This is a genomic window from Methylobacterium radiodurans (assembly GCF_003173735.1).
Lineage (GTDB): Bacteria > Pseudomonadota > Alphaproteobacteria > Rhizobiales > Beijerinckiaceae > Methylobacterium > Methylobacterium radiodurans.
Map to the genome: position 1 here is coordinate 4,903,534 of NZ_CP029551.1, position 24,817 is coordinate 4,928,350.

Here is a 24,817-nt window from a genome sequence, read left to right on the forward strand (position 1 = left end):
TCGCTTCGTGCGGACGGCTGCCGTCCGGCTGGCGACAGGAGTAGCGTGGCGAGCGCCCGCCGGGGCGCCGCCCGGCCGCGCCTCGGCGAGGGTTGGCCGAACCTGTAACCGGTCGCGGCGCAAGAGCGCGTATTCAATCCCGGCGGCGCGCAGGCCCGCGAGATGGCGACCGGACCTGCTATCCGCGCGGCGCAGATCAGAATCCGCGCCTCAACGCTCTCCCACGAGGCGGCAGGCGACGCCGCTCGCCCGGGGCCAGCCGTAGTAGATCACCTCCGCGACCGCGCTCGCCGCCTCGGCGATCTCGCGCACGGACGCCTCCACCGTCTCGAGCGCCCGCCCGTCCCCGTCCCGGAAGGTGCAGGCGAGGCCGAGCCCGCGCGCCGGGCCGCCCGCGTTCCGGAGCGAGACCAGGGCCCGCTGCGGCTCATGGGAATCCGGCGGCAGGCGCAGGTCCGTGCCGACGATCCGGACATCCGCCTCCGCGGCCGCCGCCCCGGAGGACGCGAGCGCCAGCAGCGCCAGAACCCCGAGCCAACGCCGCATCCCGTCCATCCTCGCGCTCCCGTCCCGACCCTCCGGACGCGATGGCCATACGCTGTTGAAGGGCCGGCGGTTCGTTTCCGGCCCGTCCGCGGGGTCCCGGATCACCTTCCGCTGCGCTCCAGGCGTCCGGGAAAGGGCCGTGCGCTCTCGATCCGTGGGTGCGGCTGGTGGAAACGTCGGATTGGCCCGGCGCCGGGCCGATCCGGGCCGATGTGGAGAGGCATCCGTACCGGGCCGTCCCTCCGCCGCCCGGCCAACCTGTGAGAATGAACGTTCATTGACGTGAGAATGAACGTTCATTACACTGCGTCGCAGTCGAGGAGTTGCGTATGCGCGCGTCGAGCCAGATCCTTCCGAGCCGCCGGACCGAGGCCGTGTCCGAGCCGCGCCTCGTCGCGGTGCTGCGCGAGGCGCTGGCGCCCGCCAATCTCGCCCTCGGCGCGGTGCTGCTGCTCGGCTGGTTCGCCCTCGTCAGCTGGACCGGCGCCGGACCTGCCGGCTGGCAGGCGCGTCTCTGCGCCGGGCTCGATCTCCAGCCCCGCGCCTGCGGCGCCGTCCAGGTCACGGACGAGGCCGCCGTCCTGCGCTCCGCCGAGCCGGGGCGCGCGTCGTGAGCGGCGCGGCTGCCGTCGCGGAGGTCCGCAGCGCGCAGGCGCAGCGGCGCGAGCACATCCTGGACGCGGCAGAAGCCTGCTTCGTGCGCAACGGTTTCCACCGGACCACGATGCAGGACCTCGCCCGCGAGGCCGGCATGAGTCCGGGCAACATCTATCGCTACTTCGAGTCGAAGGAGGCCGTGGTGCGCGGCCTCGCCGAGCGCGACCGCGAGCGCGGCATGGCGCTGGTCGAGGAGTTCGAGCGGGCGGGCGACCGGCGCGGCGCGCTGCTGCGCATCATCGAACATTACTTCGCCCACATGACGCGGGAGGATGCGGTCCTGCGCGTCGATCTCTGGTCGGAGGCGACCCGCAATCCCGACATCGCCGCCCTGGTGAAGCAGGGCGAGGACGAGGCACGGTGCTGGATGACCGAGATCTTCGCCGCGCTCGCGGCGACGCCCGACTGTGATCCGGTCGCGCTCCACGCGCAGCTCGACGCTCAGATGAAGGGCATCGTGGTGGCCCGCGCACTCAACCCCGATTACGACCCGGCTCCGGCCGCCGCGCGCCTCAGCGCCCTGATGGATGCCGGCCTCGAAGGCCGCTTGGCGACCATCGCACGCCCCCTCGGGGAGACCGTATCATGAGACCCCCCCTCCTGCGCGCCGCGCCCGCCGCGCTTCTGCTCGGGCTGGCGCTCGCTGGGATCCCGGCGGGCGCCCGGCCCGAAGCCCCCGCGCCCAAGGCACCGCCCCTGCCCGCCGTCAGCGTGGTCGAGGCCGCGCGCCGCGAGATCGCCGAGACCGTGGTCGTCACCGGCACCCTGATGCCGCGCGACGAGATCCTGGTGACGCCGGAGATCGAGGGCTACCGGATCACCGAGTTGCTGGTCGAGGAGGGCGCGCGCGTCGAGCGCGGCCAAGTGCTGGCGCGGCTCTCGCGCGACCTGATCGACCGCCAGCTCGCTCAGCAGAACGCGCTGATCGACAAGGCCGCGGCGGTCGTGCCGCAGGCCCAGAGCAGCATCGAGCAGGCCGAGGCCGCCGAGACCGAGGCGCGCCTCGCCTACGAGAGGGCCCGCCAGCTCCTGACCTCCGGCAACGGCACCGCCGCCATCATGGAGGCGCGCACCGCCGCCCTGCGGCAGGCCGAGGGCAAGCTCGCCTTCGCGCGCAACGGGCTCGTCATCGCGAAGGCCGAGCTCGCCCAGGCGCGCGCCGTGAAGGACGAGCTGGAATTGCGGCTCGCCCGCACCGAGATCCGCGCGCCCGAGGCCGGCATCGTCAGCCGCCGCACCGCCCGCGTCGGCATGACGGCCTCCGCCTCCGCCGAGCCCCTGTTCCGCCTGATCGCCCGCGGCGAGATCGAGCTGGAGGGCGAGGTGGTGGAGACCAAGCTGCCGCGCCTGCGCGACGGCTCGCCGGCCTGGATCGAGATCGGCGAGGGCGAGCGCGTCGAGGGACGGGTGCGCGTGGTCTACCCGGAGGTCGATCGCGCGAGCCGCCTCGGCAAGGTCCGTGTTCGCCTGGACCCGGACCCGCGCCTGCGCATCGGCACCTTTGCCCGCGGCGCCGTCGAGCTCGCCCGCACTCGCGGCGTCACCGTTCCGCAAGCCTCGGTCCTCTACGGCGGGGCGAAGCGCTCCAGCGTGCTGGTCGTGGTCGGCGACAAGGTGGAGGCGCGCTCTGTCCGCACCGGCCTCACCGACGACGACGACATCGAGATCCGCGAGGGCCTGGAGGCCGGCGAGCGCGTCGTCGCCCGCGCCGGCAGCTTCCTGCGCGACGGCGACCGGGTGCGGCCCGTCCTCGTCGCCACCCCCGCCCCGGCCGTCGCCGCGATGCCGGCGGCGCGCACCACGGCGGATGCCGGCGCGCCCTGACGCGCCGCCCGCCCCTCACGCCGGAACGTCCCCAGGAACCGCCCGATGCGCCTCAACGTCTCCGCCTGGGCGATTCGCAACCCGATCGCGCCCCTCGTCCTCTTCCTCGTGCTGGTGGTGCTGGGCCTTGTCAGCTTCCGGGGGCTGGCCGTCACCCGCATGCCCAACGTGGACGTGCCGATCGTCTCGGTCTCGATCACGCAGTCGGGCGCCGCGCCCTCCGAGCTTCAGACCCAGGTCACCAAATGGGTCGAGGATTCGATCGCGGGCGTGCGGGGCGTCAAGCACATCACCTCGTCGATCACGGAAGGATCCTCCGTGACCACGGTCGAGTTCCGCCTGGAGGTGAACACCGACCGCGCCGTCAACGACGTGAAGGACGCGATCTCTAAGATCCGCATCAACCTGCCGCGCACCATCGACGAGCCGGTGATCCAGCGCGTCGAGATCACCGGCCTGCCGATCCTGATCTACGGCGTCACCTCGCCCGCGATGACGCCAGCCGACCTGTCCTGGTTCGTCGAGGACAACGTCGCCCGCACGCTCCAGGGGGTGAAGGGCGTGGGCGGCGTCGAGCGCGTCGGCGGCGTCGCGCGGGAGCTGCGCGTCACGCTCCAGCCGGACCGGCTGCTCGCGCTCGGCATCACCGCGGCCGACGTGAACCGGCAGTTGCGCCTGACTTCCGCCGACATGGCGGGCGGGCGCGGCGAGGTCGGCGGGCGCGAGCAGTCGATCCGGACGCTCGCCGCCTCCCGCTCCGTGCGCGACCTGAAGGCCACCTCGATCGTGCTGCCCGGCGGCCGCAAGGTCCGGCTCGACGACCTCGCGACCATCGAGGACACGATCGAGGAGCCGCGGACCTTCGCCCGCTTCAACGGCGAGCCGGTGGTGGCGCTCGCCGTCTCGCGCGGCTCGGGCGCGAGCGATGCCGAGGTCGCGACCGCCGTCGAGAAGAAGATGGCGGAGATCCGGGCGAGCTATCCCGAGATCCGCTTCGAGCGGATCGATTCCTCGGTCGAGGCGACGCGCGGCTCCTACGAATCGGCGATGCACACCCTGATCGAGGGCGCGGCGCTCGCGGTCGTGGTGGTGCTGCTCTTCCTGCGCGACTGGCGCGCGACCCTGATCGCCGCGGTGGCGCTGCCGCTCTCGGTCTTTCCGACCTTCTGGGCGATGGACGCGATGGGCTTCACGCTCAACGGCATCAGCCTGCTCGCCATCACGCTGGTCACCGGCATCCTGGTGGACGACGCGATCGTGGAAATCGAGAACATCGTCCGGCACATGCGGATGGGCAAGTCCGCCTACCGTGCCGCCCTGGAGGGCGCCGACGAGATCGGCTTGGCCGTCATCGCCATCACGGCGACCCTGATCGCGGTCTTCGCGCCGGTTTCCTTCATGGGCGGCATCGCGGGCCGCTACTTCATCCAGTTCGGCCTGACCATCGCGGTCTCGGTCTTCATGTCGCTGCTCGTCGCACGCCTGATCACGCCGCTGATGGCCGCCTACTTCCTGCGCGACCACGGCCACCACGAGGCGCGCGAGGGCGCGGTGATGCGCACCTATGCCCGCGTCGTGACGTGGTCGGTGCGCCACCGCTTCCTGACGCTCATCGCCGGCCTCGCGCTGTTTGCCGGCTCGCTCGTCTCGACCGGGCTGCTGCCCTCCGGCTTCATCCCGAAGCAGGACAACGCCCGCACCCTGTTCATGGTCGAGCTGGCGCCGGGCGCCCGGCTCGCCGACACGGTCGCGGTCTCCGACCGGGTGGTGGAGCGTATCCGCCAGATGCCCGAGGTCGTCTCGGTCTTCGTCGACGGCGGGCGCCAGTTGCCGGGCAAGAAGGAGACGCGGCTCGCCACCCTCATCGTGAACCTGACGCCGAAATCGGAGCGGGCCAAGCGGCAGTGGACGATCGAGGCCGAGATCGCCGGGATGCTCGCCGAGGAGCCCGACATCCGCTCCTGGACCCTGCGCGAGAGCGGCCAGCGCGACCTCGCCCTCGTGGTGAGCGGGCCGGACGTCGCGGTGGTGACCGAGGTCGCAGCCCGCCTGCAGCGCGACATGACGGCGATCCCCCACCTCGTCTCGGTGATGTCGACGGCGCCGCTCAACCGCACCGAGGTCCGCATCCGCCCGCGCGAGGGAGCGGCCGCCGATCTCGGCGTCTCGACCGACACCATCGCGGAGACCGTGCGGGTCGGCACGATCGGCGACATCGGGCTCAACCTTGCCAAGTTCAACGCGGCGGACCGGCAGGTGCCCATCCGGGTGATGCTGCCCGAGAGCGCCCGCGGCGCCCTCTCGCGGCTGGAGAACCTCAAGGTGCCGGCCAAGAACGGCACCGCCGTGCCGCTGGCCGCGGTCGCCGACATCGAGCTCGACCAGGGACCGGGCGCGATCGATCGCTACGACCGCGCGGTGCGCGTCGCCGTCGAGGCGAATCTCGAAGGTTCGGACGCCCTCGGCACGGCGATCGCCCGGGCTCTCGAGACGCCGACCGCCCGGAACCTGCCGCCCGGCGTCACCATCAAGCAGACGGGCGACGCCGAGATCATGCAGGAGGTGTTCTCCGGCTTCCTTCTGGCGATGGGCGCCGGCATCATGATGGTCTACGCGGTGCTGGTGCTGCTGTTCGGCAACTTCCTGCAGCCCCTGACCATCCTGTTCTCGCTGCCGCTCTCGATCGGCGGCGCGATCCTGGGCCTGCTCCTGTGCAACATGTCGATCTCGATGCCGGTGGTCATCGGCATCCTGATGCTGATGGGGCTGGTGACGAAGAACGCCATCATGCTGGTCGATTTCGCCGTCGAGGAGATGCGGCTCGGCGTCGATCCGGTGACCGCGATCGTCGATGCGGGCCGCAAGCGGGCGCGGCCCATCGTGATGACCACGATCGCGATGGCGGCCGGCATGGTGCCCTCGGCGCTGGCGCTCGGCGTTGGCGGCGAGTTCCGCGCACCGATGGCGGTGGCGGTGATCGGCGGCCTGATCGTCTCGACCCTGCTCTCGCTGATCTTCGTGCCGGCCGTCTTCCTCCTAGTGGACAGCCTGTCCCGCGTGCTCGGTCGCCTGCTGGGACGCTTCGTCGGCCCGCGCGATGAGGCGGATCCCGGAACCGTGCCGCACGCCGCGCCCGGGCCCACCCGGTAGGTCGACGGCGCCGGGGCCATGAGAAAAGGCCAGCCCGGCGGGCTGGCCTTTCGCGTGCCGGGGCGGAAAGTCCGGAAAGGGCGCTTACTCGCCGGCCATCATCTCGGGCGAGTAGTGGCCGCACCAGTCGGAGGCCGACACGACCGGCCAGAGCCCGTGCTCCTGCGGCCCCGGCTGGGTCACCGGCGGGTTGAAGCGGCACAGGCCCTCGTCGCCCTGCCCGGCCGTCTGCGCCGCCTTGTGGGTGTCGAAGTAGCGGCAGCTCTGGCACTGGGCGTTCATGGTGTTGGCCATCGGGTTGCTCCTCGCTTGCCGGTGCGGGTCTGGACACCGCACGGTTCGGAATTAGAAGAAGTCCAATCTGGCGGGTCAACGCGGCGGGTCGGCGGAGGTTTCAGCGCCGGGTGCGCGAATGGCGGACCCAAGATGTCGCACCGCGTCGCGGTGACCGCAGCGGTATTACCGGCCCAAACGTACGACGGAAGACACGTATTCTGAGGACGAGGCTGGTGCGCCCTCTTCCATCGCCTGAGGTCGCACGGCACAATCGTGCACGATCGAGCGGCTCAAGCGGGAAATCCCTCGCGCTCCATTAATGCCGACTTGGCTCTCACCGAAATTCAACGGCTGCGCTACAGGGCTGTGCGGTCGCGCACTCCAGGAGCCATGCGGCTGCCGGCCGGTCCCGGCCGTGTTGCAGGTCTGCACTATCGAGCGGCGACGCTTTGGTTTTTCTCTCTGCTCATGGTCCCCGCCCCGGGGACGAGGATTTGAGCCATGAAGAAGATCCTGCTTGCCTCCACGGTGCTCGCCGGCCTGACCGCTGCCGCGTCTGCCGCCGACCTTCCGCGTCGTGCTGCGCCGCCGCCGGTGTTCACGCCGGTTCCGGTCTTCACCTGGACGGGCTTCTACGCCGGTTTCAACGCGGGCTACGGCTTCGGCACGGGCAACGATCGTCAGGCCCCCACCGTGGTGCTGGTCAACGGCGCCAGCGGCCTGGTCGCCCCCGGCACCTCGGCCGCCCTCGGCTTCAGCAACAACCGCTCCAACACCGACGGCTTCGTCGGCGGCGGCCAGATCGGCTACAACTGGCAGCTGACCCCCGGCTCGGGCGTGGTGTTCGGCATCGAGGCCGACGCGCAGTACGTCGATTTCGGCCGTGAGCGGAACCGCTTCGCCCTGGCCGGCGCCGGCCTGCTGCCGGGTGTCGGCGTGTTCAACCCGAACGGCCTGTCGACCCTCGACTACTTCGGCACCGTGCGCGGCCGCCTCGGCTACGCCTTCGACCGCACCCTCGTGTACGCCACGGGCGGCTTCGCCTACGGCTCGGGCGGCGGCCGCGACTTCGGCCTGCCGAACTCCTCGCGCGACGAGTTCCAGACCGGCTACGCGGTCGGCGGCGGCATCGAGTACGCCCTGCCCACCGACTCGTTCCTGAACTTCTTCCGCTCCTCGGCCGTGACGCTGAAGGTGGAAGGTCTCTACGTGAACCTCGACCAGGGCAACCGCAACATCGGCGCCTTCGCCACCACGCCGGCCGGCGGCCTCGTCACCGTCGCCTCGCCCGGCGTCGCCCTGGTCTCGGGCGTCACCAACAACCGCCGCGACACCGAGTTCGCCGTCGTCCGCGCCGGCCTGAACTACAAGTTCGGCTCGTACTAAGATCGAACATCCGGGTCGCGCAGCGACCCAAAATACTGAGAGCCCCGGGCGGAAACGCCCGGGGCTTTCCCGTTTGATGGAGGATCCGACGCGGGGGCGAGCCCAGATCGCAGATCTGCATTGCGCGCAATCGAGTCCCTGGGCGGTCCAATCCACGCTACGGCATCCCGATGGGCACAGGAACGAGACGGCGGCCGGATGTCACGGCGCAGGCGTCGGCGATAGATCTCGACAGCACGCCGATCGAGCGCATCGCCGTGGCGCTGGGCTATCCCCCGACCATCTTTACGGACGGTACGCCCGTCGAGGCGCGCCTCGCCGAGACCGCGGAACTGCTCCGGCTCTGGTCGCGCGTCCGCGAGCCGGAGGCCGCAGAGCGCATCCTCGCCTTCCTCGCAGCGATCGTCGCCGAGCAGAGCTAGCCGGTCTCGCGACTGCCCTGGCGAATTCGATCGTTTGGTCTCCCCGCCGACCTGCGCCGCCCTACCACCCGCCGCACGGGCAATGCGCAATCTCGCTGAGAGAAGTCGTCCGCATCGCACCCAAGAAAAAAGGCCACTCCCGAGGGAGCGGCCCGAAGTCTAGGGAGGAAACGCCCAAGATGGGCTGCGCGACCGCGACGCCGTCGCGGCTGCGCGATCTCCGTATGACACGGATTGCTGCGCCGCACCACGGCATCGGTACAGAGGTGGGCATGTCCTGCCCGCATGGTTGTAGTCCCGGCGCGGCCTCTGGCTAGGCCGCAATAGTGGTCTCATTGGATCTGCGTCGACTGTCCGGCGTCCGAACCGCCTGCGGCCAGTTTCAGCCCTACCTGATAAAGCACCGTCCGTAGCGCCGTCAGCAGGTGATCGTCGCCGCCTTGGCCGAGCAGGACGTGTGCCATGATAAGGTGATCGGCGGCCGCTTCCAGGCCAGATCGTGATGGATCCGGCGCCGGCTCGAAGGATCCGACCGATCCCTGCGCCCTTCCCTCCGTCACCAACGCGTCCGGCAGTTGCGTGATCGATCCCAGGAAACCCAGGAACCTGCGGTCCGGCGGTCCGAAGGAGGGCACTGCGCCGCCGAGCAGCCAGACGCTCCGCCCATCGAGACACTGCACGCGGTAGCGCACGCTGAAGGGCTGCTGCTGCCGGATCGCCTCGCCGACGATCGCGCGCACGAAGTCCCGGTCCATGGGATGCACGACCCGGGCCCAACCGTAATCGACCGCCTCGGCGAGTGTCTGCCCGGTGAGGGCGGTCCATTCCGAGCTGAGATAGATCGCCTTCCCGGCGGCGTTCGTGACGAAGATCATGCCCAACACTCGTTCCAGATGGTGCTCGGCCCTCGATGGGCAGGTCCAGCGCGCGTTTTTGGTGTGCCAGACCGAGCAGAATCCAGCGCCATTCTCATGTATTGCAAATGAGCTTTCTAAGTTTCGAGTAAAATTCAGGGACTGTTAAAAACAACCTGAAGTTATAGCGGGGATCTGACCGGTGCCAGCGCTCAAGCTCCTACCAGCTTCTGACCGTAGGTATGTTCGATCCTCTTGGGGAAGCTTGTGTGCACAAATCGACATTCCTGCTTGATCTTGGCGCACTGCTCGCAGATCTAGCTCCTGTAGGTCTCCTGATCGGATTTTGGCGATGGCAGAACAAGCGACGGATGTGCGGTCCAATCTCGTCGAAGAGGCGGTCGACATCGTATCGGCCTACGTTTCGAACAACTCGGTTCCTGCGGCCGAGCTCGGTGGTCTGATCGCCGGCGTGCACGCCGCGCTGCTGCGGTTGACGCTCGCGGGCGCGAGCAGCGCTCCCGCCGAGGAGCCGGTCGAGAAGCCTTCCGCCGCCCAGATCCGCAAGTCGGTCACCGATGAGGGCCTGATCAGCTTCATCGACGGCAAGACCTACAAGACGCTCAAGCGCCACCTGACCACCCACGGCCTCGATCCGCGCTCCTACCGCCAGCGCTACGGCCTGCCCGACGACTACCCGATGGTCGCTCCCGCCTACGCCGCGCAGCGCTCGGCACTCGCCAAGCAGATCGGTCTCGGACGGCCAGGCGCGATGGCCGAGCGGGCGGCACCCGCCGAGAAGGAGCCGCCGGCCGGAGGCCGGCGCCGGAAGAGCTGAGCACCACGCGCGTCAGGAAACGGCGAGGAGCTTGTCGGCCATCGACTGCTCCTTGTCCCGCCGGGTCGAGAAGATCAGCGTGAAGAAGGTGCGCTGTACGCCCATCTCGGCGAGACGCGCCTCGCAACGCTCGGCCAGGCTGCAGATCGCGCTGAGTTCGCCCTCGATGTTGGTGCCGTTGGGATGCATCGTCGCGTCGAGACCGCTCGCCTCGATCAGTGTCTTGATCTCGCGCACGTAGGGCGAGACCGATGGGCCTACGCCCATCGGAACGATGCAGAAATCGGCCGAAACCTTCATCGCGAACACCTCCTCGAAAACCTGTCCCTGCGGGGCGCGGCGCCGACGTCACGCCACGCGTAGCGGCACGGCGTAACCTGTGCGATCACGGCCCTCGTCGAGACCCGCGCGGGCTTGGTCGAGAACCTCCGCGATTCGGCCTCCGACCGCGACGGCGATGGCCGTCGAGTTCGCGCCCTCGGTCTGTTGCGCCGCCATGCGGCCGATCGCGGCCGTGATCAGCGTCTCGACGCCGAGCAGAAGCGTCCGCGCCGCCTCGGGGTTCGTCTTGCCCATGGCATCCGTCACCGAGCAGCAGATCTCTTTCAACAGCCGGAAGGTCAACCGGTCGACGGCCTCGCGATCGGCGTGCGAGAGTTCGGGCATGTCAGGCTCCGAAGGTTCGGCATGGCGGACGACCGGGCCGTGCGTGTCCGGTTTACGATGACAGGTCGAACAGATCAGCCTTGCGCCAGGCTTGAAGTTGCGCCGCGCGTTCAATCGATAGCTGTGAAGCCCGGCCCGCTAACGGCGGGAGCGGGCGCGGCACGGTTCGGGACTGGTCCGATGCTGGTGTTCCTTGATGCGAGCGGAAGCCCGAGTCCTGCCTCCCGTCCGAGGAGGCGATGCCGCGTGCCAGTCGTCGTGGCCGACCCGGAACCGCTCAAGTGCCGCAGAAGGTTCGGTAGCCGACCCCCCCGCCCTCGGGCGCCTCGGCGTATCGGGCGAAGTCCGGCTGGTCGGCGTAAGGCTGTGCCAGCACGCGCAGCAGCTCCTCGAACGGGCCGAGATCCGCCCGCTCGACCGCGGCCTCGATCACCGCCTCGACCCGGTGGTTGCGTGGGATGAAGGCCGGGTTCACCGCCCGCATCGCCGCCGCCGTCTCGCCCGGCCCGCGCGCGTCGCGCCCCAGGCGCTCGCGCCAGCGCAGGGCCCAGGCATCGTAGGCGGTCGGATCGACGAAGAGGTCGCGCACCCGCCCGTCTGCCGCCGGGTCCGCGGCCGCGTCGGCGAGGCGCCGGAAAGTCAGGGTGAAGTCGGCTTGGTTCTCGGCCATGCGCCGCAGAAGGTCGCCTGCCAGTTCCGCGTCGCCCGCGCCTGGAAGCGGAAGACCGATCTTGCGGGCGAGCCCTCCATGATAGGCCGCCTCGAAGCTCGGCGCGAAGCCTCCGAGCGCCGCCTCGGCCACTATTACCGCCGCGTCCTCGGTCTCGGCCAGCAGCGGCAGCAGGGCCTCGGCCAGCCGGGACAGGTTCCACAGGGCGATGCGCGGCTGGTTGCCGTAGGCGTAGCGCCCGTTCTGGTCGATGGAGCTGAACGTCGTGCGCGCATCGTAGGCGTCGAGGAAGGCGCAGGGACCGTAATCGATCGTCTCGCCCGCGACCGACATGTTGTCGGTGTTCATCACCCCGTGGACGAAGCCCACCAGCAGCCAGCGGGCAACGAGGTCGGCCTGCGCCCCGATCACGCCTTCGAGCAACGCCCGGTAGGGCTCGGCGCCCGTCCCGGCCTCGGGGTAGTGCCGCGCTATCACATGGTCGGCGAGCGCCCGCAGGCCGTCCGTGTCGCCGCGTGCGGCGAAGAATTGGAAGGTGCCGACCCGGATGTGGCTCGACGCCACGCGGGTGAGCACGGCGCCGGGCAACACCCGCTCGCGCATGACCGGCTCGCCCGTGGTGACCGCAGCGAGCGCCCGGGTGGTCGGGATGCCGAGCGCCGCCATGCTCTCGCTGACGAGGTACTCGCGCAGCACCGGCCCGATCGCCGCCCGGCCGTCGGCGTGGCGGGAGAACGGCGTCGGGCCCGAGCCCTTGAGCTGAATGTCCCGCCGCCGCCCGTCGCGGTCGGTCACCTCGCCGAGCAGGATGGCGCGCCCGTCGCCGAGCTGCGGCACGAAGTTTCCGAACTGGTGGCCCGCATAGGCCGCGGCGAGCGGCTCCGCGCCCTCCGGCATCCTGTTGCCGGCGAACATCGCCACCCCCTCCGGACCGGCGAGCCAGTCCAGATCGAGCCCGAGGCTCAGCGCGAGGTCGCGGTTGAGCTTGATCAGGCGCGGATCCGCGACGGGCGTCGGCGCAAGCCGTCGGAAGAAGCGGTCGGGCAGCCGGGCGTAGCTGTTGTCGAAGGCAAGCGGAGCCGACATCGGGCGGTCTGGTCCTCTCTGGGCTCGTGAGCGTCCTTCAGACCAATGGGGACGGGCCGCCCGGGTTCAAGGCGCCGCCGGCACGATCCGGCAGCGCGGATCGGGTGTGCGGATCCCGCTCAGTGCCCGTGATTGCAGCCGGGGCCGTGCACGTGGCCGTGCTCATGGGCGTGGTCGTGCCCGTGCGAGTGGTCGTGCGAGTGGCCATGCGCGTGTCCGTGATCATGCCCATGATCGTGTCCATGATCGTGGGGCTCGTGCGCGTGGCCGTGGTGGTGGTGGCCGTGGTCGTGCCCGCAGGTGCTGTGGTCGTGGGCCTCGCGTTCCGGGCGAAAGGGACGCGAGACCGCCGCCGCGGCACAGCCCTGGCCCCGGATCAGCTCGGCATTGGCCGGCGTGTCGGGCACGTAGAGCACGTCGGCCGCGATCTCGGCGGGCACGTGGTTGCCGCCGAGCTGCCACGCGAGGCGCATCAGGCGAGCCGGGTTCTCGGCGCGGACCTCGAGCAGGGCCTCGGGCGCGGCCCGCACCGCCACGAGCCGCCCGTCCTCCAGCCGCAGCGCGTCGCCGTCCTCGATGCCCGCGGCCTTGGTGAGCGCGAGATCGAAGGCGAGCCCGCCCTCGGCGTGCAGGTGGCCGCTGGTCCGGCCGCGCGCGGCGTGGTCGAGGACGACGGTGTCGATAACGGCGTCCGGCCGCACCGCGGGTCTGCGCACCAGGGTCGTGGCTCTGTGCATGGGGTCCTCGCTGTGGAAGCCTGAAGGGATTGCGTCGTCGCGGGCAGCAGCCCGCATGTCGGGACGCGGCGGCGCGAAGGGAAGCCGTCGCGCACGGAACCTCGTGCGTAGGGAACCTTGGCCGTTCGCTTCGCGTTCATCTGCCATAACGGCTAAGCTCGATCCGTACCATCGTCGCGGCGGAACGCCGGACCGCACAAGGGAGACACCCCCATGATGAAGAAGCTCGCTGCTGTGGCGCTCGCCGGCACCCTGGCCCTCTCGCTCGGCGCGTGCAACACGCCGCAGGACCGTGCGCTCGGCGGCGGCGTCCTCGGCGCGGGCCTCGGCGCGGCGGTCGGCGGCCTCGCCACCGGTCGGGCCGGCGGCGCCCTGGCGGGTGCGGCGATCGGCGGCGCCGGCGGCGCCATCGCGGGTGCCGCCACGGCGCCGCGCTGCCCCTACGGCACCTACCGCGACGCCTACGGCGACGTTTACTGCCGCTGAGCGATCCTCAACGACCCTGCGGCAACCGCATGGTTCGGGGCTGGAGCCTTCGCGCTCCGGCCCTTTTCCGTTCGGGCTCGAGCGGCTATCGCAGACGGCTCCCATGCCTGCGGCGCCCACGATGATCCTCCCAGCCCCCTCCTTGCGGACGCCGCGATGACCTCCGGTCTCTGGGGCAAGCTCGGCGGTGCGGGCATCGGCATGGCACTCGGCGGCCCTCTCGGCGCGCTCGCGGGCAGCGTCGCCGGACACTACCTCTTCGACCGCGAGGGCGCGCCCTTCGGCCGCACGCCCCGCGCGGTGGCCTTTACCACCGGCCTCGTGGCGCTCGCCGCCAAGATGGCGAAGTCGGACGGCGTGGTGGTGCCCTCCGAGATCGAGGCCTTCGGCCGGGTCGTGCAGGTCGAGGAAGCCGAGCGCGCCGGGATCGAGCGTCTCTTCAACCTCGCCAAGACCACGACCGCCGGCTTCGAGGCCTACGCAGGGCAGCTCGCCGCGACCTTCCGGGACGAGCCGGCCCTTTTGGAGGACGTGCTCGACGGCCTATTCCACATCGCGACGGCCGACGGCGCGATCCACGAGGGTGAGGAGCGCTACCTGCACGCGGTGGCGGAGATCTTCGGCCTCGACGAGGCTGCCTTCCGCCGCATAGCCGCCCGCCACGTCCGGCTTGCCGACGACCCCTATCTCGTGCTCGGCCTGGAGCACGGGGCGGACGATGCCGCGGTCAAGGCGCGGCACCGCCAGCTGGTCGGCGAGAACCACCCCGACCGCGCCATCGCCCGCGGCCTGCCCGAGGAGGCGATCGCCATCGCGACGAACCGGCTCGCCGCGATCAACGCGGCCTACGACCGGATCGCGGCCGAGCGGGGCCTCCGGTGACGGCGGCGGCGAGGCCGGAGAGCCCAGTCGCGCAGGGCGTCCTGCCCTCGCCGAACCACGGCGAGCGCCGCGGCAAGGCGGGAGATGGCGGGCTTCCCGCGCGGCCGGACATGCTGGTCCTGCACTACACCGGCATGGAGACGGCGGCGGCCGCGATCTCACGGCTCCGCGACCCGCTGGCCGAGGTCTCGGCCCACTACGTCGTGTTCGAGGACGGGCGCGTCCTGCAGATGGTTCCGGAGGCCCGCCGCGCCTGGCACGCGGGTGCCGCCTGCTGGCGGGGCGAGCGCGACGTCAATTCCCGCTCGCTCGGCGTCGAGATCGTCCATCCCGGCCATGCCGGCGGCCTGCCGCCCTATCCGGAGGCGCAGGTGGAGGCGGTGGTCGCGCTGGCGGCCGACCTCTGCGCGCGCTGGCGCATTCCGCCCGAGCGCGTGCTCGGCCATTCCGACGTCGCGCCCGAGCGCAAGGAGGATCCGGGCGAGAACTTCCCCTGGGACCGGCTCGCCGCCGCGGGGGTCGGGCATTTCGTGCCCCCCGTCCCGATCCGCGACGGGCGCTTCTTCGCCCGGGGCGATGCCGGCCAGCCGGTCGAGGCCCTGCAGGCGATGCTCGGCCTCTACGGCTACGACCAGCCGGTGACGGGGATGTTCGAAGACCGTACCCACGCTGTCGTCGCCGCCTTCCAGCGCCATTTCCGCCCTGCCCGGGTGGACGGCGTTGCCGACGCCTCGACCATCACGACGCTGCGCGACCTGATCGCCGCCCTGCCGGGATGAGGTTCGGGGGCGGGCCCGGTGCAAGGTCCCCTATCAAGGTCTCCTATCAAATGCGGTTGTCGCCCCCGGGGCCCGGGGCGCAAACCTGATCTCCGCCGAACGCGCGGCGCGAGAACAGGGAGGCGAGACGCATGTTGAAGGCGTTCGAGGACCGCGAGCGCGCGGCCGAGACCCTGTTCGCCCGAACCGAGGAGGCGCGCTTCGCGGCGCATTGCGGCGGCATCCGGGTGCTCGCCGCCTTCGCCATGGCCAAGCTCGGCGTCGATGGCCGCACGGCCGAGGCCTACGCGCGAGTGCTCATCGCCGCGATGATCGAGGGGCAGCGCGACGCCGATCTCGTCGAGCGGGTCCGGGCGGATCTGCGCGCCAACGGCATCGAGGTCGCCCCGGAGGAGCTGCAGAGCGTGATGCTGCGCGCCGCCGCGTCGCAGGACGGCCCCGCGCTGGTCCCGCCCACCGGCGGCGCTCCGGGGGCTTCTCTCGGCCGGCGCTGAGCGGCCGGCTCAGGCTCGCTGGCGCACGAGGCGGGTTAGACCCGAGCAGGCGATCAGGCAGCCGATCCCCATCAGGCAGAGGCAGCCGATGATCGGGCCCGGCCGTCCGCCCGCAAGCACGATGGCGGCGACCAGCGGGATCAGAAGGACGACGAGCAGCAGCGTCATGGTTTACTCCGGCTGAACGGCGCAGAGCCTACCGGGGAAAGTGTTAACCCTGTGTCTCCGCCGCGGCCATCGCCGGGCGGCACGTCCCTGGGGACGTTTCGGCCGCAGGCGGGTTCTCCTGAAGGCACCGGACGGCGGGTCCGGGCGCCCGCCCCAGGAGCCCCGAGCGTGGACGCCAGCATCCCGGTCAACCCCGAGCTACTGCGTGCCGTCGGCCTGCCGGAGCCCGGGGGCGACAGCAAGGACGCGCGGGGCCGCGTCTTGGTCGCGGCCGGATGCCTGGAGGTGCCCGGCGCGATCCTGCTCTGCGCCGAGGCGGCCCTGCGCGTCGGCGCCGGCAAGGTCCGGATCGCCACCTGCCGGGATCTCGCGCTGCCGGTGGGCCTCGCCCTGCCGGAGGCACGCGTCCTCGCCCTTCCGCAGACGCCGGAGGGCCGCATCGCCCCTGAAGCCGCCGGCCTCGTCGCCGGGCAGGCGCGGGGATGCGACGCCTTCCTCGTCGGTCCCGGGATGATGGACGACGCGGACACAAGCGGTCTCGTGCGCGCCCTCTTGGCAGATCCGCCCGGGGCGGCCCTCGTGCTCGATGCCGGGGCGATGGCGGCGCTCGCCGAGGATCCGGATCTCGTGCGCTGCCTGGAGCCGCACGCGGTAATCACGCCGCACGCGGGCGAGATGGCGCGCCTGCTCGGCCGGGAGCGCGACGCGATCGAGACCGACCCGCTGGGCGCGGCCCGGGAGGCGGCGAGCCGCTTCCGCACCGTCACGGTGATGAAGGGCGCCCGCACCCATGTGGTGCTGCCGGACGGCACGGCTTACCGGCATGAGGCCGGTCATCCGGGCCTCGCCACGGCGGGTTCGGGCGACGTGCTCGCTGGCCTGATCGCGGGCCTGCTCGCGCGCGGGGCCGAGCCTCGCGACGCGGCGCTCTGGGGCGTCTGGCTGCACGGCGCGGCGGGCCGCAGGTGCGCGCGCGACTGCGGCGGCATCGGCTTCCTGGCCCGCGAGCTGTCCCCCGCGGTGCCGTCGATCCTCGCGGGCGTCCTGGCCGGAACCGAGGCCTGAGTGCCGCCCGGCCTCAGCCAGCGGCCAACGCGTCGCCGGCGTTCTGCACCGTGGCGTCTCGCAGCGGCTCCGCGATGCGCTCCAACGCCTCGGGATCGTGGATGCTGACGACCCGGTTGCGGATGCTGACGAGGCCCTCCTCGCGCAGGCGCCGGAGCACGCGGTTGACGTGCACGGAGGTGAGGCCGAGCACGTTGCCGAGCTGGTCCTGCGTCAGCGGAAAGGGGTATTCGAGGGCCTGGGCCGTGCCGGCCGTGGCCCCCAGCCGGGCGCTGAACTCGATCAGCAGGTGGGCGATGCGCTCCTCCGCGCTGCCCTGCCCGAGGCTGACCACCCAGTTGTGCAGCCGCCGCTCCTCCTCGACGATCTGCCACGTGCAGCGCAGGGCGACCTCCGGATCCGACTCGAAGGCCTCGCGCAGCCGCCGCTGCTCAAGGCGCTCGACGGTGGCGTCGGAGAGGGCGACGACCGCGTCGGGGTGCGCCGCCACGAAGGCGCTCTTGATGGCGAAGAGGTCGCCGGGCAGGAACACCATGAGGTACTGCGCCCGGCCGTCCGGGAGCTGGCGCACGCGCCCGACCCAGCCGGTCCGCAGCCGGTAGACGAAGCCGTGCTCCGCCCCTTGCGCGACGATCGTCGTGCCCGCCGCGAAGGCACGGGGGCAAGGCGCCGTGAGGTCGTCGAGCTTCCGGTCGCCGTTCGCGAGCGCGGTGGTGAGTTCGGGCCTGTGCAGGCAGATGGCAGTCGGCATCGGGCTCGTCGATCGATCGGGCGCAATCGGTGTCAATCTGCGGCACCGGCCGCGTTTTCCAAGCCCGGGCCGGGAATCCTGTCGCGGCCCTCCGCGGCGTCCGCGCGCCGCGCGTCCCGGGCGAGTTCCTCGGGCAGGCGGGTCGCAGCCTCCTGCCGGGCGACGATCTCGGGCAGGGCGACCGGCCGGTAGTCCCAGGCATCGACGCCGACGTCGCAGGAGCGGCGCGTGTCCTCCAGCGTGCCGTGGGTGTGGCCGTAGAGATGGCGGGTGCCCCGCCACAGGCCGGGCCAGGCCCGGTGGGCGTAGTGGGCCAGGAACAGGCGGCAGATGCCGCCCGCGCCGTCCTTGAGCGTGATGCGGGCGCTCTCGACGGGCGGGTCCGCCCAGGCGAGTCCGAGCACCCGCTTGCTGTCGTGGTTGCCCCGGACCAGCCGCTTCACCCCGTTGAGCCGCTCGAACACGGCGGCGCAGTAGCTCCGGTCCGCGTGCGCGGCGAAGTCGCCGAGGTGCCAGATCGCGTCGCCCGGCCCGACGACCGCGTTCCAGCGCTCGATCAGCGCCGCGTCGTGCGCCTCGATCGAGGCGAAGCGCGCGCCGCGCTGGCGTAGGATGTGGGTATCCCCGAAATGGGTGTCGGCGGTGAAGAAGACGCGCATGCGGTCCGGCGGGGCCTCGGTCGGGTCCGCCGAAGATGGCGCGGGGCGGTGCCCGGGCCAGGACCGCCGATCACGATCGCGTTCGACCCCGTCCGGCTCGCGGCCACACCGCCTGACAAAGCTTCGAAACTTTTGTCGGCGCGCGCGAGGTTAAGGCGCGGTTAATGCTTTCCTTCCCACGAGTGATGCCGGTGGCGACGCGAGCGCGCCTCCGGGAACGCCAGCGGAAGGGGCGGTAAGATGACGTTTCCGGTCGCGGCCGACGAGGCCAGGCGCCTCGCCGCGCTCGAAGCGCTCGGCGATCTTGGGGGCGAGGCGGCCGCGCATCTGGCGGCGATCGCCCGGACCGCCGCGAGCCTGTTCGACGCTCCGATCGCGGTGGTGCCCCTCGTCGAGCGGACGCAGCTGCGCCCGCTGGCCGCCTGCGGCGCCGACGCGCATCCGATCCCGCGGGAGGGCGCGTTCTGCGCCCACACCATCCAGTCCGACAATCCGCTGGTGATCGAGGACACCCTGTGTGACCCCGACTTCGCCGACAGCCCCCTCGTCACCGGCCCGGCGGGTATCCGCTTCTATGCCGGCGCGCCTCTCATCGTCGCCCCGGGCCTGCGGGTCGGCACGCTGTGCGTGATGGACACGCGGCCCCGCAGTTTTACCCCGGCGCAGGAAAACCAGCTGCGGGACCTCGCCGGCATCGTGGTCGGCCAGCTGCGCCTGCAGGAGGCCAATATCCGGCAGCAGCAGGAGATCGCCGCCCGCGAGGCGAGCGAGGCCCGCTACCGCGCGCTCGCCGACGCCCTGCCGCAGCTGATCTGGATCTTCTCGATCGAGACGGGCGAGAACGCCTACGTCAACCAGCAGTTCGAGCGCTTCTACGGTTCGATCGGGCCGTCCCGCGCCGAGCGCCTCGCCCGCAACCATCCGGAGGATGCGGAGCGGATGGACCGGGCGTGGCGCACCGCGATCCGGACCCGCAGCCCCTACCAGATCGAGGGACGCCTGCGCCGCCACGACGGGGCCTATCGCTGGCACCGGCTGGTGATGATCCCGATCCGCCAGCGCGGCGAGATGGTGGCGATGCTGGGCACGGCGCTCGACATCGACGACATCGTCACGGCCCGGCGCAAGCTGGCTGAAACCGGCAAGCTCCTCCAGCTCGCCCAGGATTCGGCCGGCGCAGGCACCTGGGATCTCGACCTCGCCTCCAGCCGGATCACGTGGTCGGCCGAGAGCGCCAAGCTCCACGGCATCGACGCCCCGAGCGGCTACGTGCTCGGCACCGAGGAGTGGCTCGCGATGATTGATCGCGCGGACGGCGCGGCGGCGCTCGCTGCCGCCGCGGCGGCCGCGGAGCAGCACACGAGCTTCGCGGTCGAGTTCCGCATCCCCACGCCCGACGGGGTGCGCTGGATCCTCGGGACCGGGCGCGCCCTCTACGATGCGGACGGGACGCCGCAGCGGGTGATCGGCCTCAACATCGACGTCACGGCGCGCAAGGCGGCCGAGGACGCCCTGTTGCGGGCCAAGGCCGCCGCGGAGGCGGCGCAGCGCGATGCCGAGCGGGCGAGCGCCGCCAAGAGCGACTTCCTGGCCACGATGAGCCACGAGATCCGCACGCCGCTCAACGGGGTGCTCGGCTACGCCGAACTCCTGGTGGACGAGCTGGAGCCCGGGACGGTGGCCCGGCTCCATGCCGAGCGCATCCGCGGCGCCGGTTCGAGCCTGCTCACCGTGGTCAACGACGTGCTCGACTTCTCGAAGATCGAGGCCGGACAGGTGGAACTCGCCGCCGAGCCGTTCGGGCTCGGTGCGGTCACCGACGAGGCCGTGGCGATCATGCGGGCGGCGGCGGAGCAGAAGGGTCTGTGCCTCGCGGTCGAGACCGGGCCCGGCCTTCCCGAGCGCGTCGTCGGCGATCCGGACCGGCTGCGGCAGGTCCTGCTCAACCTCCTCAACAACGCGGTGAAGTTCACTGCCTCCGGCAGCGTCACGCTGAGCGTCGCGCGCTTGGACGGCCCGGCCGATGCGGCGCATCTGCGCTTCGCCGTGCGCGACACCGGCATCGGGATCCCGGCCGAGAAGCACGCCCACCTGTTCCGGCGCTTCTCCCAGATGGACGGCACGATCCAGCGTGAATACGGCGGCACCGGCCTCGGTCTCGCCATCTCGAAACAGCTCGTCGAGCTGATGGGCGGCGCGATCGGCCTTGAGAGCGCGGTGGGCGAGGGCTCGACCTTCTGGTTCCGCCTGCCGCTGCCCGTCGCCGGGTCGGCGGAGACGGAGGAGGCGCCGGTCCAGCAGGCCGGGCCCGCCCGACCCCGGCATCTCCTTCTCGTCGAGGACGTGGCCCTGAACCGGGAGCTGGCGCTGGCCGTGCTGCGCGACGCCGGACACCGGGTCGACGCGGTGGAGAGCGGGCCGGAGGCGATCGCGGCGGTCCAGGCCGGGTGCTACGACCTCGTGCTGATGGACGTGCAGATGCCCGGCATGGACGGGCTCGCCGCGACGCGGGCGATCCGCGCGCTCGCGCACCCCTCCGCCAGGGTCCCGATCGTCGCCATGACCGCCAACGTCCTGCCCCAGCAAGTCGCCTCCTTCCGGGAGGCCGGGATGGACGACCATATCGGCAAGCCCTTCAAGCGCGCCGCGCTCTACGCGATTATCGACCGCTGGGCGCCCCAGGACCTGCCGCCGCGGGCCGTGACGGGGACGCTCGACCTCAACACCTACCGCGAGGTCGCCGCCGTGCTGGGCCCGGAGCGAATGCGCCAGCTCCTCGCCACCCTCGCCAAGGAGATTACCGAGCGCTTCGGCGCGGAAGACGCGCCGCCCGGCCCCGAGCAACTGGCCCACGACGCGCACGCCATGATCTCGGCGAGCGGCGTGCTCGGCTTCACTGCCTTCGCTCGGCTCTGCCGTGAGGTGGAGCAAGCGTGTGAGACGCGGCAGGGATATGCGCCGGCGCTCGCCCGCCTGCACGCCATGCGGAGTGCGGTGTTGGCGGAAATCGCGCAGCTGCGCGCCGCCTGAGCCAGCGCGGATGGCGTTGGACCCGGTGCCGGATTCCGGCCTCGCGCTGGTCCCCCGGCCCCATCAGGCGCAGGCCGCCCGCGCGATCCTCGCGGCGCGCGCGGCGGGCCGGCCCGGCTTCCTCCTCGGCGACATGACGGGGCTCGGCAAGACCCTCTCGGTCTGGTCGGCGCTCGCCGCGATGCCGGAGCCGGCCGTGCTCGTCGTCTGCCCCAAGGGCGCCATGCCGCAATGGCGCCGCACGATCCGCGACGCGGGGCTTGCGCCGAAGGACGTGACGCTCGTCAACTACGAGCGCACCAAGGCGCTGATGGCCCCGCCGCAGGTCAGCACCCGCCGCTCGACCCGGGCGCGCAACAACGAGCTGGCGAAGCACGGCAGCCTGAAGCGCGTCTGGCCGCTGGTGGTGTTCGACGAGAGCCACCGGCTGCGCAACCCCTACGCCCAGCAGACGATGGTCTGCCGCCAACTCGCGGACGCGGCCACCTTCACGGTCTACATGAGCGCCACCGCGGGCCAGGCCCCGCACGAGCTCGGCTATCTCGGCCGGTTGCTCGGCCACGCGGTGGGCAGCCCGACCGAGACGCTCGCGGATTTCCGTGCCCTGATGCAGCGCCTCGGCATCGGCCGCGCCAAGGGGCGCTGGGTGAACTGGTCGTGGAGCGCCAACGCCCGCGACTGTGCGGTGATGGCGGACCTTCTCTACACGGGCCCGCGCGCGATCGGCCTGCGCCGCCGCCCGGCCGACATCGCGGGCTGGCCGGAGGTGCAGCGGGAACTGGCGCCGACCGCGCTGAGGCCCGACGCGCGCCGCCTCTACGACGCGACCTGGCGGGAGTTTCGCCGGGAATGGGGGCTGGCCGGGGGCAGCAACCGGCGCCCCGCCGGCTGGGCCGCCGACCTGCGCTTCCGCCAGAAGGCGAGCCTGCTGCGCGTCGCCGGCACCGCGGATTTCGCCGAGCTTCTGCTGGAGGCGGGCGAGCAGGTGGCGCTCTCGGTGGCCTTTCTGGAGACGGGCGCCTCCCTGATCGAGACCCTGCGGGGGCGCGGCTGGCGGGTCGACGCGATCGACGGCACGCGCACGGCCGAGGAGAACGAGGCGGCCCGTCTCGCCTTCCAGACCGGTGCCCTCGACGCGGTCGTCTTCACGGTCACCGAATCGATCTCACTGCATCGGAACGAGTTGCCGGGCGGTGAGAGGACCCGGGCTCTTGTCGTCCACGACATGCGCCACAGCGCGATCCAGCTCGCCCAGATCGAGGGCCGCTGCCACCGCGACGGCGAGGCCGCGGTGATCCACTACGCCTACGCGGAGGACACCGTCGAGGAGGCGATCGCCGCGACGGTGCTGCGCCGGATGGCGGCGATGGACGCGATGGCCGGCGAGGATACGGGGATGATCGACGCGATCGCGGCCTGCATCGCGCGAGCGGCCTGACGCGCCCCGCGCGGGACGGAGCGCGCCACGGCGTCAGGCGCGTCAGCCGCCCGCGAGGTGCACGAGCAGCAGGGACACCGCCGCGCCCGCGGCCGCGAGGCCCAGCAGGGTGACACTCGACACTTGGTCCTGGGTATCGACATTCTGGCCCGAGCGGTGGTCGGGCGTGTTGGCCGCGGTGCGGCCGTACTCGGTCTGCTGCATGGGTTCCCTCCGTCTCTCGGCGGGAAACGCGCCGGACTCGCGTCCGTTCACCGGAAGGGTTGCTGCCACCCGCGCGGATCAGGCAGCGACGGGGGTCCGCACTGGTTCCGCGCCCCGCACCGTCACGGCACCGCCGCGGCGGGCCCTCAGGGTCCCGCCCTTCGGCACCACGGTCCAGCCCTCGCGGCACCCGTCGATCGGCTCCGAGACCACGATGAGCCCGGTCTCCGTCTCGCGGTAGTACAGGCTCGGCGGGCGCCCGTCGCAGGCCCAGCGGTAGGCGGTGAGGGTCTCGCCGTCCGTGAGGAGGGCGGTGAAGCGCAGCGGCTCCGAGACGCCCGCCGCCTGCATCAGACCGCGGACCTGCGCCAGCGTCTCGGCCATCGCGCCGACCGGGTCGTCGGCGAGCCCGTTGGCGAGTGCCAGCAGGAAGATCGCCTCGGAATCCGTGCTGCCGCGGCGGCGGTCGTAGAACTCGTCCGGGATCAGCGCTTCCAGGCGACGCTTGATCCGGTGATAGCCCCCGATCTGGCCGTTGTGCATGAACAGGTAGGGGCCGTGGGCGAAGGGGTGGCAGTTCGCCCGCGCGGTCGCGGTGCCGGTCGCGGCCCGCACATGGGCGAAGAAGGTCCTGGCCCGCACCTGCCCGCAGAGGTTCACGAGGTTCTCGTCCGACCAGGCCGGGGAGATGTCCCGGTAGACCCCGGGCTCGGCCCGCTCGCCGTACCAGCCGATGCCGAAGCCGTCGCCGTTCGTCTCCGTCTTCCCCTCGTCGGCGTGCAGCGACTGGTGCACCAGGGAGTGCGCGGGCGCGCAGACCAGTTCGGAGAGAAAGACCGGCTCACCGCTGTAGGCGAGAAAGCGGCACATGGCTGACGCACACCTCCTGTTCGCGAGATCCGGCACAGAGCACGCCATTTGCGCCAACCGCGTGATGCGGATGCGGCGCGATCGCGACGCTCGTCCGGCTCGCAGGTCCGGTCCCATCCTGTCCGACAGGCAAGGCGCGTACCGTTTCGATACCCGCCGTCATGGAACCGTGATTTACAGGGCGACAGGGTGAACAGGTTCTTAACGTGCCGCAACACCGGCCGGTCTGATGCGTTGCCGGCACAGTGGGGCGAGCCGGCATCACGTTCGAGCGCGCGTGCCCGCCCCGCCGCACGCGCATCGACCGCCGCCCGACTCTTGTTCCGGGGTTCCAGGCGGCGCACCATTGCCGAATCGGGGAATCAGCGGCCCACCAACGAGGCCGTCCGTGAAGGCGTTAGACCGGCATCTCTCAGATCGAAGGAGACCCCATGGGTCAAGCACTGCCAGACTGTCCCGTCGCCCTCGTGGTGGAGGACGACGACGCGGTCCGCAACCTCGCCGCCGCGGTTCTGGAGGAGACCGACCTCGACGTCATCGCGTGCGCAAGCGCCGAGGACGCGATCTCGATCTTGGAGCGCAGTGACGTCAACGTCGCGCTGCTCTTCGCCGACGTCCGCCTGCCGGGCGCGATGGACGGGATCTCGCTCGCCCGTACCGTCGAGGACCGCTGGCCGGAGGTCCGGGTGGTAGTGACCTCGGGCGACGACGCCCGCGACGACGCGCGCCTGCCGAAGGAGGCCGTCTTCATCCGCAAGCCCTGGGGCGCGCTCGACGTGCTGGTCCAGGCCGAGCACGCGACGCTGGCCGCCGCTCGCGCGGCCTGAGCTTCGCCGCCCGCGCATCCCGGGCTCGCCTTCGATGTCCCGGAATGGCGGC

27 protein-coding genes are annotated in these 24,817 nt (G+C 71.6%); 15 read left to right on the plus strand and 12 right to left on the minus strand.

Annotation, left to right across the window (positions count from 1 at the left end; genetic code table 11):
• Positions 1–210: 210 nt before the first annotated feature.
• Positions 211–546 carry a hypothetical protein gene (locus tag DK427_RS23015; RefSeq protein WP_245930680.1) on the minus strand — a complete coding sequence of 112 codons (336 nt, stop codon included), beginning with the start codon at positions 544–546 and terminating at the stop codon, positions 211–213.
• A 329-nt stretch (positions 547–875) separates the two neighbouring features.
• Here DK427_RS23015 and DK427_RS23020 point away from each other — a divergent pair, with 329 nt between their 5' ends.
• Genes DK427_RS23020 through DK427_RS23035 form a run of 4 tightly spaced genes read left to right on the plus strand, consistent with a single transcriptional unit; the run spans position 876 to position 6,177 of the window.
• On the plus strand, positions 876–1,160 hold the full coding sequence (locus DK427_RS23020; protein WP_245930681.1) for a hypothetical protein: 285 nt from the start codon (positions 876–878) through the stop codon (positions 1,158–1,160).
• Positions 1,157–1,792: a TetR/AcrR family transcriptional regulator gene (locus DK427_RS23025; protein WP_245930682.1), complete on the plus strand. Its 636-nt coding sequence runs from the start codon at positions 1,157–1,159 to the stop codon at positions 1,790–1,792. The genes DK427_RS23020 and DK427_RS23025 overlap by 4 nt, the downstream gene beginning before the upstream one ends.
• Positions 1,789–3,027, plus strand: a complete 1,239-nt coding sequence (locus DK427_RS23030; protein WP_204165218.1) for an efflux RND transporter periplasmic adaptor subunit — start codon at positions 1,789–1,791, stop codon at positions 3,025–3,027. The genes DK427_RS23025 and DK427_RS23030 overlap by 4 nt, the downstream gene beginning before the upstream one ends.
• 45 nt (positions 3,028–3,072) lie before the next feature.
• A complete protein-coding gene (locus DK427_RS23035; protein ID WP_109953416.1) occupies positions 3,073–6,177 on the plus strand; it encodes an efflux RND transporter permease subunit in 3,105 nt (1,034 codons plus the stop codon).
• A gap of 84 nt (positions 6,178–6,261) precedes the next feature.
• Here DK427_RS23035 and DK427_RS23040 read toward each other — a convergent pair whose 3' ends face one another.
• Positions 6,262–6,471 (minus strand): hypothetical protein, encoded by a 210-nt coding sequence (locus tag DK427_RS23040; protein WP_109953417.1) that lies wholly within the window; start codon positions 6,469–6,471, stop codon positions 6,262–6,264.
• A 483-nt stretch (positions 6,472–6,954) separates the two neighbouring features.
• On the opposite strand from DK427_RS23040, the gene DK427_RS23045 reads away from it, so the two are divergent.
• The gene (locus DK427_RS23045) at positions 6,955–7,839 is read left to right on the plus strand and encodes an outer membrane protein (RefSeq protein WP_109953418.1); all 885 of its coding nucleotides are present in this window, start codon (positions 6,955–6,957) and stop codon (positions 7,837–7,839) included.
• A gap of 170 nt (positions 7,840–8,009) precedes the next feature.
• Positions 8,010–8,261, plus strand: a complete 252-nt coding sequence (locus DK427_RS23050; protein ID WP_109953419.1) for a hypothetical protein — start codon at positions 8,010–8,012, stop codon at positions 8,259–8,261.
• Between the two features lie 332 nt (positions 8,262–8,593).
• On the opposite strand, the gene DK427_RS23055 is transcribed toward DK427_RS23050, so the two are convergent.
• Positions 8,594–9,145: a PAS domain-containing protein gene (locus DK427_RS23055; protein WP_281276967.1), complete on the minus strand. Its 552-nt coding sequence runs from the start codon at positions 9,143–9,145 to the stop codon at positions 8,594–8,596.
• A gap of 322 nt (positions 9,146–9,467) precedes the next feature.
• Here DK427_RS23055 and DK427_RS23060 point away from each other — a divergent pair, with 322 nt between their 5' ends.
• On the plus strand, positions 9,468–9,953 hold the full coding sequence (locus tag DK427_RS23060; protein ID WP_109953421.1) for a Ros/MucR family transcriptional regulator: 486 nt from the start codon (positions 9,468–9,470) through the stop codon (positions 9,951–9,953).
• A gap of 12 nt (positions 9,954–9,965) precedes the next feature.
• Here the strand turns inward: DK427_RS23060 and DK427_RS23065 are convergent, their stop codons facing one another.
• From DK427_RS23065 to DK427_RS23080, 4 genes are all read right to left on the minus strand, one after another.
• Positions 9,966–10,253: an MTH1187 family thiamine-binding protein gene (locus DK427_RS23065; protein ID WP_109953422.1), complete on the minus strand. Its 288-nt coding sequence runs from the start codon at positions 10,251–10,253 to the stop codon at positions 9,966–9,968.
• A gap of 48 nt (positions 10,254–10,301) precedes the next feature.
• The gene (locus tag DK427_RS23070) at positions 10,302–10,733 is read right to left on the minus strand and encodes a hypothetical protein (RefSeq protein WP_162559882.1); all 432 of its coding nucleotides are present in this window, start codon (positions 10,731–10,733) and stop codon (positions 10,302–10,304) included.
• A 163-nt stretch (positions 10,734–10,896) separates the two neighbouring features.
• Positions 10,897–12,375: a protein adenylyltransferase SelO gene (locus DK427_RS23075; protein WP_109953424.1), complete on the minus strand. Its 1,479-nt coding sequence runs from the start codon at positions 12,373–12,375 to the stop codon at positions 10,897–10,899.
• 119 nt (positions 12,376–12,494) lie between these two features.
• Positions 12,495–13,112: an urease accessory protein UreE gene (locus DK427_RS23080; protein ID WP_109953425.1), complete on the minus strand. Its 618-nt coding sequence runs from the start codon at positions 13,110–13,112 to the stop codon at positions 12,495–12,497.
• 216 nt (positions 13,113–13,328) lie between these two features.
• Between DK427_RS23080 and DK427_RS23085 the strand changes: the two genes are divergently transcribed.
• The 4 genes from DK427_RS23085 (at position 13,329) to DK427_RS23100 (ending at position 15,753) form a co-directional block, all read left to right on the plus strand.
• Positions 13,329–13,598: a hypothetical protein gene (locus DK427_RS23085; RefSeq protein WP_109954334.1), complete on the plus strand. Its 270-nt coding sequence runs from the start codon at positions 13,329–13,331 to the stop codon at positions 13,596–13,598.
• 156 nt (positions 13,599–13,754) lie between these two features.
• The gene (locus tag DK427_RS23090) at positions 13,755–14,480 is read left to right on the plus strand and encodes a TerB family tellurite resistance protein (RefSeq protein ID WP_109953426.1); all 726 of its coding nucleotides are present in this window, start codon (positions 13,755–13,757) and stop codon (positions 14,478–14,480) included.
• Entirely contained in the window at positions 14,477–15,259 is a 783-nt protein-coding gene (locus DK427_RS23095; RefSeq protein WP_109953427.1) for an N-acetylmuramoyl-L-alanine amidase, read from the plus strand. The genes DK427_RS23090 and DK427_RS23095 overlap by 4 nt, the downstream gene beginning before the upstream one ends.
• Before the next feature lie 131 nt (positions 15,260–15,390).
• A complete protein-coding gene (locus DK427_RS23100) occupies positions 15,391–15,753 on the plus strand; it encodes an ATPase inhibitor subunit zeta (protein WP_109953428.1) in 363 nt (120 codons plus the stop codon).
• A gap of 9 nt (positions 15,754–15,762) precedes the next feature.
• Here DK427_RS23100 and DK427_RS26815 read toward each other — a convergent pair whose 3' ends face one another.
• Positions 15,763–15,921: a hypothetical protein gene (locus DK427_RS26815; protein ID WP_204165219.1), complete on the minus strand. Its 159-nt coding sequence runs from the start codon at positions 15,919–15,921 to the stop codon at positions 15,763–15,765.
• 168 nt (positions 15,922–16,089) lie between these two features.
• On the opposite strand from DK427_RS26815, the gene DK427_RS23105 reads away from it, so the two are divergent.
• Positions 16,090–16,986, plus strand: a complete 897-nt coding sequence (locus DK427_RS23105; protein ID WP_109953429.1) for an NAD(P)H-hydrate dehydratase — start codon at positions 16,090–16,092, stop codon at positions 16,984–16,986.
• A gap of 13 nt (positions 16,987–16,999) precedes the next feature.
• On the opposite strand, the gene DK427_RS23110 is transcribed toward DK427_RS23105, so the two are convergent.
• Together DK427_RS23110 and DK427_RS23115 are read right to left on the minus strand one after the other, a co-directional pair.
• Positions 17,000–17,737 carry a Crp/Fnr family transcriptional regulator gene (locus tag DK427_RS23110; RefSeq protein ID WP_109953430.1) on the minus strand — a complete coding sequence of 246 codons (738 nt, stop codon included), beginning with the start codon at positions 17,735–17,737 and terminating at the stop codon, positions 17,000–17,002.
• A 32-nt stretch (positions 17,738–17,769) separates the two neighbouring features.
• Entirely contained in the window at positions 17,770–18,396 is a 627-nt protein-coding gene (locus DK427_RS23115; RefSeq protein WP_109953431.1) for a metallophosphoesterase, read from the minus strand.
• Positions 18,397–18,636: 240 nt separating this feature from the next.
• On the opposite strand from DK427_RS23115, the gene DK427_RS23120 reads away from it, so the two are divergent.
• Both DK427_RS23120 and DK427_RS23125 read left to right on the plus strand, forming a co-directional pair.
• Positions 18,637–21,426 (plus strand): GAF domain-containing hybrid sensor histidine kinase/response regulator, encoded by a 2,790-nt coding sequence (locus DK427_RS23120; RefSeq protein WP_109953432.1) that lies wholly within the window; start codon positions 18,637–18,639, stop codon positions 21,424–21,426.
• A gap of 10 nt (positions 21,427–21,436) precedes the next feature.
• Positions 21,437–22,864, plus strand: a complete 1,428-nt coding sequence (locus DK427_RS23125) for a DEAD/DEAH box helicase family protein (RefSeq protein WP_109953433.1) — start codon at positions 21,437–21,439, stop codon at positions 22,862–22,864.
• Positions 22,865–22,906: 42 nt separating this feature from the next.
• On the opposite strand, the gene DK427_RS26820 is transcribed toward DK427_RS23125, so the two are convergent.
• Both DK427_RS26820 and DK427_RS23130 read right to left on the minus strand, forming a co-directional pair.
• Positions 22,907–23,068, minus strand: a complete 162-nt coding sequence (locus DK427_RS26820) for a hypothetical protein (RefSeq protein WP_204165220.1) — start codon at positions 23,066–23,068, stop codon at positions 22,907–22,909.
• 78 nt (positions 23,069–23,146) lie between these two features.
• Positions 23,147–23,938, minus strand: a complete 792-nt coding sequence (locus tag DK427_RS23130) for a class II glutamine amidotransferase (RefSeq protein WP_109953434.1) — start codon at positions 23,936–23,938, stop codon at positions 23,147–23,149.
• A gap of 431 nt (positions 23,939–24,369) precedes the next feature.
• Here DK427_RS23130 and DK427_RS23135 point away from each other — a divergent pair, with 431 nt between their 5' ends.
• A complete protein-coding gene (locus tag DK427_RS23135) occupies positions 24,370–24,765 on the plus strand; it encodes a response regulator (protein WP_109953435.1) in 396 nt (131 codons plus the stop codon).
• Positions 24,766–24,817: the final 52 nt, after the last annotated feature.